The sequence below is a fragment of the Priestia sp. YIM B13489 genome, assembly GCF_042787645.1.
Classification (GTDB): Bacteria; Bacillota; Bacilli; order Bacillales; family Bacillaceae_H; genus Priestia; species Priestia megaterium.
This window is the reverse complement of sequence record NZ_JBHZOQ010000053.1, coordinates 2,088,677-2,101,173: the sequence shown is the minus strand read 5'-3', so window position 1 is coordinate 2,101,173 and position 12,497 is coordinate 2,088,677. Positions and strand designations below refer to the sequence as shown.

Below are 12,497 nucleotides of genomic sequence, written 5' to 3'. Positions count from 1 at the left end.
CACCTTTTGTATAAAGTAATAGCTTTTCTTTATATACAAGAAAAATTCGAGGTTTCCCTCGAATTTTCCTTGTGACTATTGTTTGAATATTGATAAAAACCTATACTCAAACCTATTTTATTGTATTAAGCTAATACACCCATGACAGTTTTAACTGATTTTGCTGATTGATCTAAAGAAGCTTTTTCAGAATCAGTCAGTTCTAATTCAATTACCTGCTCAATTCCTGCAGCTCCTAATACGGTTGGAACACCTAAGTAGATGCCATTATAACCATATTCACCCTCCAGGTAAGCAATCGCTGGTAAAATACGACGCTGATCTTTTAAGATCGCTTCTGTCATTTCCACTAAAGAAGCAGCAGGCGCGTAGTATGCACTTCCGTTACCTAATAAGTTAACGATCTCGCCGCCGCCTTTGCGTGTTCTTTCAACAATTGCTTCAAGACGCGCTTTTGGAATAAGCGTTTCAAGAGGAATACCGCCAGCATATGAGTAGCGTACAAGAGGTACCATATCGTCGCCATGTCCACCAAGTACAAAACCTGTAATATCTTTTACTGAAATGTTTAACTCCTGCGCTACGAACGTACGGAAACGTGCAGAATCTAATACGCCTGATTGACCGATTACGCGGTTTTTAGGAAAACCAGATTCTTTAAATACTGTATACGTCATAGCATCTACCGGGTTTGTCAACACGATGATGTGACAGTTTGGCGAGTATTTAACAACTTCTTGAGTAACAGACTTCATGATTTTTTGGTTCGTTGTTACTAAATCATCGCGACTCATACCTGGCTTGCGCGCGATACCAGCTGTAATAATGACAATGTCAGAATCAGCTGTGTCTTCGTAGTTGGCTGTTCCTGTAATGTTAGCGTCAAAGCCTTGTACAGGACTTGCTTCTAACATATCCAGCGCTTTACCTTTAGCTGGATTTTCTAATTGCGGAATATCAACTAATACAACATCAGCTAATTCTTTTTGACCAATTAAAAAAGCAGTTGTAGCTCCTGTAAAGCCCGCTCCGATAACAGATACTTTTTTACGCATATTTGCCATTATAATTCCTCCCCTAAATGAATAGCTATTAAACTGTTACTTGTTTTCCTAGATTGCTAATTAATTCATCAGCAAACTCTGAACACTTCACTTCTGTTGCGCCGTCCATTAAACGTGCGAAATCATATGTTACTACTTTTGAAGCAATTGTTTTTTCCATTGATTTCATGATTAAATCCGCTGCTTCATTCCAGCCAAGGTGTTCAAGCATTAACACACCTGATAATAATACAGAAGATGGGTTTACTTTATCTAAACCAGCATATTTAGGTGCTGTACCGTGAGTTGCTTCAAAGATAGCATGTCCAGTTTCGTAGTTGATATTTGCCCCTGGAGCAATTCCGATACCGCCAACTTGTGCTGCTAATGCATCTGAAATGTAATCTCCATTTAAATTCATTGTTGCTACTACATCGAATTCACGTGGACGAGTTAAAATTTGTTGTAAGAAGATATCTGCAATTGAATCTTTTACAATAATTTTTCCTGCTGCTTCCGCTTCTGCTTGAGCTTTGTTTGCAGCCTGTGCACCTTCTTTTTCAACGATGCGGTCATATTGAGCCCAAGTAAATACTTTATCGCCGAATTCTTTTTCAGCTAGCTCATAGCCCCAATTTTTAAATGCGCCTTCTGTATATTTCATAATGTTACCTTTGTGTACAAGCGTAACAGACTTGCGGCCTTGTTCAATTGCATAGTTGATTGCTGCACGCACAAGACGCTCTGTTCCTTCAGAAGAAATAGGCTTAATACCTAATCCAGAAGTTTCAGGGAAACGGATTTTATTTACGCCTAATTCCGTTTGTAGGAATGAAACAAGCTTTTGTACTTCTTCAGAACCCTTCGCATATTCAATACCAGCATAAATATCTTCAGTATTTTCACGGAAGATAACCATATCTGTATCTTCAGGGCGCTTAATTGGAGAAGGTACGCCGTCAAAGTAGCGAACAGGACGTAAGCATGTGAATAAGTCTAATTCTTGACGCAATGCCACGTTTAGAGAACGAATTCCACCGCCTACTGGTGTTGTTAATGGTCCTTTGATTGCAATTATGTATTCGCGAATTGCATCTAACGTTTCTTCCGGTAACCATTCGCCAGTTTGATTAAATGCTTTTTCACCTGCTAATACTTCTTTCCAAACGATTTCTTTTTCACCATTGTATGCTTTTGTAACCGCTGCTTCTAGTACGCGAGAAGCTGCTGCCCAGATATCCGGACCAATTCCGTCACCTTCGATAAATGGAATAATTGGGTTATTTGGTACGTTTAACACGCCGTTTGCTACAGAAATTTGTTCACCTTTTGTCATGAGAATGACCTCCTTAAAAAATTTGTCTACTTTCACTTATGGAAAAGTGCTCAACGAACGTGAGCACCTTCGTCACATTGTTTAGCTGCGCTCTTCAAGCGGAATGTACGTTTGTTTTCCAGGACCGATATAATCAGCTCTTGGACGAATCAAACGATTGTTTGAATACTGCTCTAAAATGTGAGCAATCCATCCTGATACGCGGCTTACGGCAAAGATCGGAGTAAATAGATCGTGATCAATCCCTAAGCTGTGGTATACAGAAGCTGAATAGAAATCAACGTTTGGCGGAAGTTTTTTCTCGCCTGTTACGATCTCTTCAATTTTCACTGACATATCGTATAGCGTTGTATCTCCTGCTTGTTTGGTAAGTTTTTCAGACATTTCTTTCAAGTGCTTGGCACGAGGATCACCCTGCTGATACACACGATGTCCAAATCCCATAATCTTTTCTTTTTTCGCGAGCTTTTCGCGAATATAAGGTTCCGCGTTTTCAACTGTTTGAATGTCAGACAACATTTTCATAACAGCTTCATTCGCTCCCCCGTGAAGAGGACCCTTTAATGCTCCAATAGCGGCTGTAATTCCTGAATAAATATCGGATAACGTTGCCACACAGACACGAGCTGTAAAAGTTGAAGCATTTAGCTCATGATCAGCATGTAAGACAAGTGCTTTATCAAATGCCTCTACTTGGATATCAGTTGGCTCTTCGCCGGTTAACATATATAAAAAGTTAGCGGCAATGCTATAGTTTTCGTTTGGTTCAATTGGCTCTAATCCGTTACGGACTCTTGAAAAAGCCGTTACCACCGTTGGTAATTGTGCTTGCAAACGAACAGCTTTGCGATAATTTGCTTCTTCATCCATTAAATCAGCTTCAGGATCGTACAACCCCAATAGTGATACGACTGTTCTTAAAGCTGCCATTGGATGAACATCTTTAATTGGATAAGTTTTGAAATGCTCTAAGACTTCTTGGGGTAATTTAGCGTTTTCTGCTAGTAATCTAGAAAACACAGATAATTCTTCTTTGTTAGGTAATTTTCCGTGCCATAGTAAATACACCACTTCTTCAAATGTTGCATAATTCGCTAAATCATCAATATTGTAGCCTTGATATGTTAAAGTGTCATCAATAATTGAACTTACTGCTGACGTTGTAGCGACTACCCCTTCTAGACCTCGAGTTGCTGTCATAAATCTCCACTCCTTTACAGAAAAAATTCCCCATACCTTTCTGTGTAAAACGTGAAAAACAAAATTGAGCCCCTGCTCAACTAGACATTAAATGATATACGAAGCGCCTCTTTTGAATATATATCTTGGAAGAACATTCCTTCACCCCACGTAAAGAAAATGCTTACATTTCCATTTGTTTCAATAACACACAAAATCAAAACATCTGCATGTGTCATTGCTTTGTTACAGCCCTATAGGTAAAACATACAATTGTATGTAAAAAGATGCGGCCTCAAAATATATTATAAACAATTATCTGACTTTTGTGAATCAAAAGAGAGAAGAAATTTCAAAAAAATTATTATTATACAAAAATTTCTACGAAAAAAGTTCAGTTAATTTCATAAATAAATAAGCGATTCCAGCACCGATTAACGGACCTACTGCTACCCCTTGAAACAGCGCCACAGCAAGAATTGTGCCAAAAACTAAAGCGGTCGTAATATGCGGATCATCTTCCAAGAGTGTAAGTCCATATTTGGCAATAATTGCTACAGCAATTCCGGCTCCTAGAGCAATCCAGGCATAAGAAGATTTCACGGCCTCTCCTAATTGTTTGAATCCTATGTCTCCTGTTGCAATTGGCACAAGAACGGCAATTGTAATAACCGTTACGCCAATATTAATTCCTTTTGATTGTAGAAACGGAAAAACCTTACCGTCTAACCCAATTAATTTTAAAATAAGTAAAAATGCAACTGCAATAATTAATGATTGATTTTTAGCCACTAATCCAATTACGAGTAAAACAGCTAAAAAAAGCATGGGTTGTGAGAACATTTTACTCATCCTTTCTTTTTTTATTGTGATAAATCTAAAGCGTATTACGTAAATATTTTATGAGTAGCTTTTTCTTTTGTTGACTATCGTTTACAAGGAGGCCTCTATTTATTGTGTACAAGCTTCATTTACATCGACTATTTCGCTTAGCTTGTGTATTGGCAATTATTGCAGCATCTATATTTCTTAGTTATTATGTCTCTTCTCTCATATATCCATTTATTATCGCCTGCTGCATCGCTTTTTTTATAAATCCTATGGTTAATCTATTTGAATTGAAGCTGCGCTTACCCCGCTACTTAGCTGTTTTACTGTCAATGGTTCTGGTCTTCTCTCTTTTGGCTGGACTTATTACGTTACTTATCACAGAAATCATTGCAGGAAGTACGTATTTAGCGAAAGTTGTTCCCACAAATTTCAAAGAAGTGGTCATATTTATTGAAAATATTGCTACAGAACAAATACTTCCTTTTTATGAACGCATTACTTCTATGTTTAATAACTTAAATACCGGTCAGCAAGCAACTATTTTATCGAACATTAAAGGGGTAGGCAACCATATCGCTCAAACGGTGGGCGATTTTCTCCAAAATGTATTGCAAAGCATCCCAGTACTTTTATCCGTACTGCCTAATGCAGCTACCGTGATTATTTTTTCATTACTGGCTACTTTTTTTATTAGTAAAGATTGGTACAAGCTGATGGCTAAAAGCAGCGTGTTTATTCCTAAAAAAGTAAGGGAAAATGGACAGACAGTGGGTGTGGAGCTTAAAAATGCACTGTTTGGTTTTATTAATGCTCAGCTTACGCTTATTTCGATTACCACAATTATCGTTCTTTTTGGTTTACTTGTTCTTAGGGTTGATTATGCTATTACAGTCGCTTTATTGATTGGCTTAGTAGATATTCTTCCTTACCTCGGAACAGGACTGGTTTTTGTTCCTTGGATGATTTATGCCTTTGCCACACATAACGTGTCATTTGCTGTAGGGCTTTCGGTACTATATGCTGTAGTACTTGTGCAGCGACAAATTATGGAACCAAAAATTTTGTCATCAAGCATTGGTCTTGATCCTCTCGCTACATTAATTTCTTTATTTGTAGGATATCAATTGATTGGATTTTTCGGATTAATAGTTGGCCCTGTGATTCTTGTTATTCTAAAAACACTTCATACAACGGGAGTTTTTAAAGAAACGTGGCAATTTATTATAGGAAAATGAAAAAGTGTGTGAAAGAAGCTTCTTTCACACACTTTCTAGTTAACGAATAATCGTCATTCGATTACGTCCTTGAAAAAATCTTCTTAGCCACGTTAAAAGAAAAGGCTTAACGATTCTGCGTGTAAACGGCAGTAAAAAGATAAAGCCCACAACATCTGTCAAGAAGCCTGGAAACAGCAGAAACAGTCCGCCAAATAGTACACACATGCCATCAAGGATTTCACCGCTTGGAACATGTCCCTGGCTCATCTGACGCTGTGCCTTTTGAAAAAGAGATGTTCCTTGTTTTTTCGCTAGAAACGCACCAATAAAACTGGTAGCAATAATCAGTAAAAATGTTGACATTACACCAATGAGATGACTTGAATAAATCAAAATCATTACCTCAACAGCAGGTACAATAAGAAGGAGCGGAAGGAGCTTCCTCACCATCATCACCTCTTCGCTTATTGAATTGCCTAAACAAAAAGAGAAGGATTCCCCTTCTCTTTTTTCTATCATCTACGTGTTCTTACAGTACGCTTGCGTGTCCGTTGTATACGACACCACGTGAAGCATCAACTGTAATATCTTGATCTTCTGAGAATACGCTTGTTGCATTTTCTACGCCTACAATGACAGGAATGCTTAAGTTTAACCCTACTACAGCTGCATGGCTTGTTAGACCGCCTTCTTCTGTAATAAGAGCTCCTGCTTTTTCGATTGCACTGATCATATCGCGATCTGTGCTGTTTGTAACAAGGATCGCACCTTCAGTCATTTTTGCATTTGCTTCTTCAGCAGTTTTAGCAATAACTACTTTACCAACTGCTGCTTTACGACCAATTCCTTGTCCTTTAGCAAGAACGTCACCTACAACTTGAACTTTCATTAAGTTCGTTGCACCTGATTCTCCAACTGGAACACCAGCTGTAATAACCACTAAGTCGCCGTGTGCTACAACGCCTGTTTTTACTGCGTCATTTACAGCGTGATCTAACATATCGTCAATCGTATTTACGCGCTCACCAACAACTGGTGTAACACCCCATACTAGAGACAGACGACGTGCAACAGAATCGTTTGCTGCAACAGCTACGATTGGAGATTGCGGACGATATTTAGAAACGATTTTCGCTGTATAACCACTTTCTGTTGGCGCTACGATTGCACTAGCGTTTAAGTTAAGCGCTGTGTGTACAACAGATTGTCCAATTGCATCTGTAATAGATGGGCCAACTTGCTTGCTGCGCTGTTGTAAAATCTCAGAGTAGTTTAGAGCTTGCTCAGCACGAGAAGCGATTGAATGCATTGTTTGTACAGCTTCAACTGGGTAAGAACCTGCAGCTGTTTCACCAGATAACATAATTGCATCTGTACCATCAAAGATAGCATTGGCAACGTCACTTGCTTCCGCACGAGTCGGGCGCGGGTTGCGTTGCATTGAATCAAGCATTTGTGTAGCTGTAATAACTGGTTTGCCAAGCGCATTACATTGTTTGATTAGATCTTTTTGTACTAATGGTACTTCTTCAGCAGGAATTTCTACTCCTAAGTCACCACGAGCAACCATTAAACCGTCTGAAACTTCAAGAATTTCCTTGATGTTATCTACGCCTTCTTGGTTTTCGATTTTTGAGATGATTTGAATGTGAGCTGCATTGTGTTTTTCTAGTAGTTCACGAATTTCTAATACATCAGATGCGCGACGCACAAAAGAAGCAGCAATAAAATCAATGCCTTGTTCGATACCAAATACAATATCGCTTGCATCTTTTTCAGTGATACCAGGAAGGTTTACACTTACGTTTGGCACGTTTACACCTTTTTTATTTTTTAATGTACCAGGGTTAAGTACTTTTGTTTTAATTTCACCATCAGTTTTATTGATGTCTAGTACTTCAAGACCGATTAAACCGTCATCTAAAAGGATTTTTGATCCTACGTGTACGTCCTCGATTAGACCTGGATATGTAATTGAGAATTTTTCAGTTGTTCCCACTACTTCTGTCATAGAAACAATGATTTCAGAGCCTTCTTCTAACTCAATTGCACCATTTTCCATTGTGTTTGTACGAATTTCAGGTCCTTTTGTATCAAGTAAGATACCTACTGTTTTACCTGTTTGTTTCGCAGCTTCACGAATGTTAACAATACGTGCACCGTGCTCTTCAAAGTCACCGTGAGAGAAGTTTAGACGACAAACGTTTAAGCCTGAGTTAATTAGTTCAACTAATTTTTCTACACTTTCACTCGCTGGTCCAATAGTACATACAATTTTAGTTTTACGCATTCAAATTTCCTCCTATATATTTACTATTTACTCCTTAGATAGGGCAAATAGCTATTTCTTTTACTAACCTTGTACTAGCAGGCTGTGAACAAATATTTTGTTGCCCTGACTTGTTCACCTTGCTTTACGTGTAACTTATGAAATACCTATGTAGCGCTGAATCAAATAGCAAACACAAACACAAACACATACACAGCACTTTAACGATGAATTTCTTCATCGTTTGCTTCTTGTTTTACTATTCCCTGCAATTCATACAGCAATACTTGCTGCCTGATTTGTCTTATATATCTCACGTTTTAGAGAAAAGACAAACGCTAGCACAGCTGCTAATAACCATAGGAAATTTTTTAAAAACACTCTTTTTCTACTTTTACTTAAAGGTTTTTGCTGTCTATAAAATACCACGAAGAACTTGTAAACACAATAGAGAAGGGCTATACAAACCGCACAAAAACGCGCACCCTTATTTTTCAAGAGTGCACGTTTCTTTATTTTATAGTAATGGCATCGTTTTCAGCTGCAAATTGTCCGATTTTTTTGTATTTTAAATAACGCTCTTCCACTAGCTCTTCTTTTGATAAATTCATCAGCTCTTTTAATGATTTCTTGATAATGCCCTCCATGTATCCAGCTTGTGCATCGATATCTCGGTGAGCTCCGCCTTTTACCTCTGAAACCATTTCATCTACAATGCCCAGTTCTTTCAAATCTGGTGCTGTAATCTTCATCGTTTCAGCAGCTTTTTTCGCAAGAGAAGAATCTTTCCAAAGAATGGCTGCCGCTCCTTCTGGAGAAATAACTGAATACGTCGAGTTCTCAAGCATATGAAGGTGATTTCCTAAACCTAATGCCAAGGCTCCCCCGCTTCCTCCTTCTCCAATTACAATGCAAATAACAGGTACAGTTAAGCCAGCCATTTCGAAAAGGTTTTTCGCAATAGCTTCGCTTTGTCCGCGCTCTTCTGCCGCTTTTCCTGGATAAGCTCCTTTTGTATCAATAAAGCAAATAATTGGGCGGTTAAATTTCTCCGCTTGCTTCATTAGACGCAGTGCTTTACGGTAGCCTTCAGGATGAGGCATACCAAAATTACGGCGAATATTTTCTTTCGTATCTTTACCTCTCTGATGTCCAATCACGGTAACAGGCACGCCATTAAACTTGGCAATTCCTCCTACGATTGCTTCATCATCTCCATAAAAGCGATCTCCATGACACTCTAAAAAGTTTGTAAACAAGCGAGAAATATAATCGAGTGTTGTAGGACGCTCAGGATGACGAGCAATTTGAACACGGTTCCATGGGCTTAGATGATTGTAAATATCGTTTTCTACTTTTTCTAAGCGATTTTCTAACTTATCAATTTCGCTAGATAAATCCACTTCTGTATTTTTAGCAAACTCTTTAAGCTCTGCAATCTTGTTTCGCAACTCAACAATTGGACGTTCAAATTCTAATTCGCTTACCACTCGATGTCACCTCCTGCTACGTGTATATCTAAAATAGTTGTTAACGTTTCTTTTAAATCATGACGGTTAATAACTCCATCTAGCTGACCATGCTTCAACAGAAATTCCGACGTCTGAAAATCTTCTGGAAGCTCTTCTCTAATTGTTTGTTCAATAATACGTCTTCCAGCAAAGCCAATTAACGCGCCCGGCTCGGCTAAATTATAATCACCTAACGAAGCAAAGCTTGCTGACACGCCTCCTGTAGTAGGATGTGTCATAATCGAAATGATTAAGCCGCCTTCATCACTGAACATTTTAAGAGCTGCGCTAGTTTTAGCCATTTGCATCAAGCTCAGAACACCTTCTTGCATACGTGCACCGCCTGAAGCTGTGAAAATAAGGAATGGAACATGCATTTCCTTCGCTTTTTCAATGGCGCGAGTAATTTTCTCGCCGACTACAGAACCCATGCTTCCCATACGGAAGTGTGAATCCATAACAGCAACTACTACTTTAATGCCCTCAATATCTCCTTCACCCGTAACAATCGCTTCACTTAAATTAGTTTTCTCACGATCTTTTTCGAGCTTTTCAAGATAATCAGGGAACCCAAGAGGATTTTCTGACGTCATATCTTTGTCGTATTCAACAAACGTTCCGCTGTCGATTAAGCTTTCGATACGCTCTGGTGCTGTCATTTGGTGATGATATCCACAGTTTAAGCATACTTTTAAGTTTTTATTTAACTCTTTCGTATACATTATTTTTTTACACTTTTTACACTTGGTCATAATTCCTTCAGGTACATCTTGTCTCATATGCTCAGAAGGAATCGTAGCATATTTTCGTTTTTTTGGAGTTTTTGTGTTTTTTGTAAATAAATCTCGTAACAAGGTGTAACCTCCTTTTGGTTCTTCTCTTTATCATAAGAACCTTTATTCTTCCTCTTCTTCTACTATTTACAAGTTGTGAAAATCCGCCTCAAATACAAATCAAGTGACGGATAGACAAAAATTGGACGAATTGTTCGCTTCACTTTATTAGTTGCTATTTACTTTACTAGATGACTGTTTGATTTTGTGTAGAAAGATGGCATGTCTCTTTCGACAAATTCCTTCTTTCACACTTGTTTGTAGCACTGATGGTGAAGATTTAATACAGCTGCTTCATCTTTTTTAGCTAACGCCTCTACTAATTCACTTATCAGAATGTCGCTTGGCGCTGAGTTTTGTTGAAAAGTTTGAGAAAAACGGCAAATAATCAGCCAGATTCGGTGTAATAGCCGATTAGGCTGCAAAGAAAACAAATAGTCAAACAAGTTCTTCAAACAATCGTCATTCTGCTTTTGAATTGCTTTCGAAACATTGATTTCGTCCTGTTCCGCTAAAACAAAATACAAACAGCTCTTTTCAAGAATATATCTAGTCTGAATTAAGTCTGATTTTGTTTTACCGTCTTGTACTAAAAAAGTAGCTAATAAATCAATAAATTGATGATCCCCTACTTCTTTAATAAACGTACCTTCACCTCTTCTAGTTTCAATCAACCCAATTAGCTCTAACGCTCTGAGCGCTTCTCGAACGGAAGAACGTCCTGCGCCTAACCGTTCAGAAAGCTCTCGTTCTGACGGGATTTTATCCCCCGTAGTTAAACGATCGTCTTCCATTAGCTGGCGAATTTGTTTTAGAATTTCTACATATACTTTTGAACGTTCATTCTTCAAGTTTACTACCACTCACTTTACATTACTTTAACAGGCATGCTTGAAGCATCATGCCTGTCAAAGAACAGTTGATGTAACCTTATTCAATAATCGCTAAGCGACGTGTGTTTTCAGCTACGGCTTCTGGCTTTACCTTTATTCGGGCAACGCCTGTTTCCATAGCTGCTTTTGCAACAGCGGCGGCTACTGCCGGAGCCACTCGTGCATCAAATGGACCTGGAATCACATAGTCTGTATTCAAGTCCTCTTCCGTAATCAAATTAGCAATGGCCTCAACTGCAGCCATTTTCATTTTTTCATTAATATGAGTAGCACGTACATCTAGTGCACCTCTGAATATCCCCGGAAACGCTAAGACATTGTTCACTTGATTAGGAAAATCAGAACGTCCGGTGCCGATTACTTTCGCGCCAGCTTTTTTAGCTTCTTCTGGCATAATTTCAGGCACCGGATTTGCCATTGCAAAAATGATTGGGTCTGGATTCATCTTTCCAATCATCTCCGGTGTGAGTGCTCCTTCAACCGAAACTCCAATAAATACGTCAGCTTCTTCTAAGGCATCAGCTAACGTACCTTCTACTTTGCTTCGATTTGTATAGGCTGCAACTTCATCTTTTATACGGTTCATGCCGTGAGGACGCTTGTCATAAATCGTTCCTTTGGAATCACACATAATGATATCGCGCACTCCATAGCTGTATAATAATTTAATAATAGCAATGCCAGCAGCTCCTGCTCCATTCGCTACCACTTTGATTTGTGACATTTTTCTTCCCGTCAGCTTCAGGGCATTAAGAAGGCCCGCTACCGTAACAATAGCCGTCCCATGCTGATCATCATGAAAAACCGGGATATTTGTTTCCTTTTTCAACCGCTCTTCAATTTCAAAACAGTTAGGAGCCGCAATATCTTCTAAATTAACGCCTCCAAAAGTAGGTTCTAGCAATTTAACAGTTTCTATAATTTTGTCCACATCTGTCGTGTTTAAACAAATTGGGAATGCATCTACGCCGGCAAAACTTTTAAAAAGGACAGCTTTCCCTTCCATTACTGGCAGAGCAGCTTCAGGACCTATATTGCCTAAGCCCAATACGGCAGTGCCATCAGATACAACAGCTACCATATTTCCTTTCATCGTATATTCATATACATTGTTTACATCATCATATATTTCTTTGCAAGGTTCTGCTACACCAGGGGAATAAGCAAGGCTTAAATCCTCTGCGTTTCGAACAGGAATTTTGGACTTTGATTCTAGTTTACCTTTGTTAATGCGGTGCATATGCAATGCTTCTTCACGTAAAGACAATGAATTTCACTCCCAATAAACAAAATGATAACAAATACTGCGCCTGAACCATGTTCTTTCCCACACTCATATGATGTTATAAATCCAATTGCATTTCATTTCAAGAAAAACGCATCTA

General features: G+C 38.6%; 11 protein-coding genes. 1 reads left to right on the top strand and 10 read right to left on the bottom strand.

The features are described from left to right. Window positions 1–125 precede the first annotated feature (125 nt). The 4 genes from mdh to ACFX4W_RS16485 all read right to left on the bottom strand — a co-directional run bounded on the left by mdh (window position 126) and on the right by ACFX4W_RS16485 (window position 4,401). Window positions 126–1,064 (bottom strand): malate dehydrogenase, encoded by a 939-nt coding sequence (gene mdh, locus ACFX4W_RS16500; protein WP_013085194.1) that lies wholly within the window; start codon window positions 1,062–1,064, stop codon window positions 126–128. 28 nt (window positions 1,065–1,092) lie between these two features. Next, complete coding sequence (icd, locus tag ACFX4W_RS16495; RefSeq protein WP_277813712.1) at window positions 1,093–2,385, bottom strand: NADP-dependent isocitrate dehydrogenase; 1,293 nt, start codon at window positions 2,383–2,385, stop codon at window positions 1,093–1,095. Window positions 2,386–2,460: 75 nt separating this feature from the next. Beyond that, window positions 2,461–3,579, bottom strand: a complete 1,119-nt coding sequence (gene citZ, locus ACFX4W_RS16490; protein ID WP_013059445.1) for a citrate synthase — start codon at window positions 3,577–3,579, stop codon at window positions 2,461–2,463. 360 nt (window positions 3,580–3,939) lie between these two features. Next, window positions 3,940–4,401 (bottom strand): DUF441 domain-containing protein, encoded by a 462-nt coding sequence (locus tag ACFX4W_RS16485; protein WP_013059446.1) that lies wholly within the window; start codon window positions 4,399–4,401, stop codon window positions 3,940–3,942. 113 nt (window positions 4,402–4,514) lie between these two features. On the opposite strand from ACFX4W_RS16485, the gene ytvI reads away from it, so the two are divergent. After that, window positions 4,515–5,624 carry a sporulation integral membrane protein YtvI gene (gene ytvI, locus ACFX4W_RS16480; protein ID WP_043976005.1) on the top strand — a complete coding sequence of 370 codons (1,110 nt, stop codon included), beginning with the start codon at window positions 4,515–4,517 and terminating at the stop codon, window positions 5,622–5,624. Window positions 5,625–5,663: 39 nt separating this feature from the next. On the opposite strand, the gene ACFX4W_RS16475 is transcribed toward ytvI, so the two are convergent. The 6 genes from ACFX4W_RS16475 to ystJ all read right to left on the bottom strand — a co-directional run bounded on the left by ACFX4W_RS16475 (window position 5,664) and on the right by ystJ (window position 12,379). After that, the gene (locus ACFX4W_RS16475) at window positions 5,664–6,056 is read right to left on the bottom strand and encodes an FxsA family protein (RefSeq protein WP_025750656.1); all 393 of its coding nucleotides are present in this window, start codon (window positions 6,054–6,056) and stop codon (window positions 5,664–5,666) included. Between the two features lie 79 nt (window positions 6,057–6,135). Then, window positions 6,136–7,896: a pyruvate kinase gene (gene pyk, locus ACFX4W_RS16470; protein WP_043976002.1), complete on the bottom strand. Its 1,761-nt coding sequence runs from the start codon at window positions 7,894–7,896 to the stop codon at window positions 6,136–6,138. A gap of 491 nt (window positions 7,897–8,387) precedes the next feature. Continuing rightward, window positions 8,388–9,365 (bottom strand): acetyl-CoA carboxylase carboxyl transferase subunit alpha, encoded by a 978-nt coding sequence (gene accA / locus ACFX4W_RS16465; RefSeq protein WP_013059450.1) that lies wholly within the window; start codon window positions 9,363–9,365, stop codon window positions 8,388–8,390. Beyond that, entirely contained in the window at window positions 9,359–10,240 is an 882-nt protein-coding gene (accD, locus tag ACFX4W_RS16460) for an acetyl-CoA carboxylase, carboxyltransferase subunit beta (protein WP_043976000.1), read from the bottom strand. The genes accA and accD overlap by 7 nt, the downstream gene beginning before the upstream one ends. Before the next feature lie 227 nt (window positions 10,241–10,467). After that, entirely contained in the window at window positions 10,468–11,070 is a 603-nt protein-coding gene (locus ACFX4W_RS16455) for a FadR/GntR family transcriptional regulator (RefSeq protein ID WP_016765715.1), read from the bottom strand. Window positions 11,071–11,149: 79 nt separating this feature from the next. Further along, window positions 11,150–12,379 carry an NADP-dependent malic enzyme gene (ystJ, locus tag ACFX4W_RS16450; RefSeq protein ID WP_013059453.1) on the bottom strand — a complete coding sequence of 410 codons (1,230 nt, stop codon included), beginning with the start codon at window positions 12,377–12,379 and terminating at the stop codon, window positions 11,150–11,152. Window positions 12,380–12,497: the final 118 nt, after the last annotated feature.

Bases quoted from the DNA above. Each gene is read 5' to 3' on its own strand.
- ACFX4W_RS16485 (WP_013059446.1), bottom strand. From the start codon at position 4,401: ATGTTCTCACAACCCATGCTTTTTTTAGCTGTTTTACTCGTAATTGGA.
- ACFX4W_RS16475 (WP_025750656.1), bottom strand. From the start codon at position 6,056: ATGGTGAGGAAGCTCCTTCCGCTCCTTCTTATTGTACCTGCTGTTGAG.
- mdh (WP_013085194.1), bottom strand. From the start codon at position 1,064: ATGGCAAATATGCGTAAAAAAGTATCTGTTATCGGAGCGGGCTTTACA.
- pyk (WP_043976002.1), bottom strand. From the start codon at position 7,896: ATGCGTAAAACTAAAATTGTATGTACTATTGGACCAGCGAGTGAAAGT.
- citZ (WP_013059445.1), bottom strand. From the start codon at position 3,579: ATGACAGCAACTCGAGGTCTAGAAGGGGTAGTCGCTACAACGTCAGCA.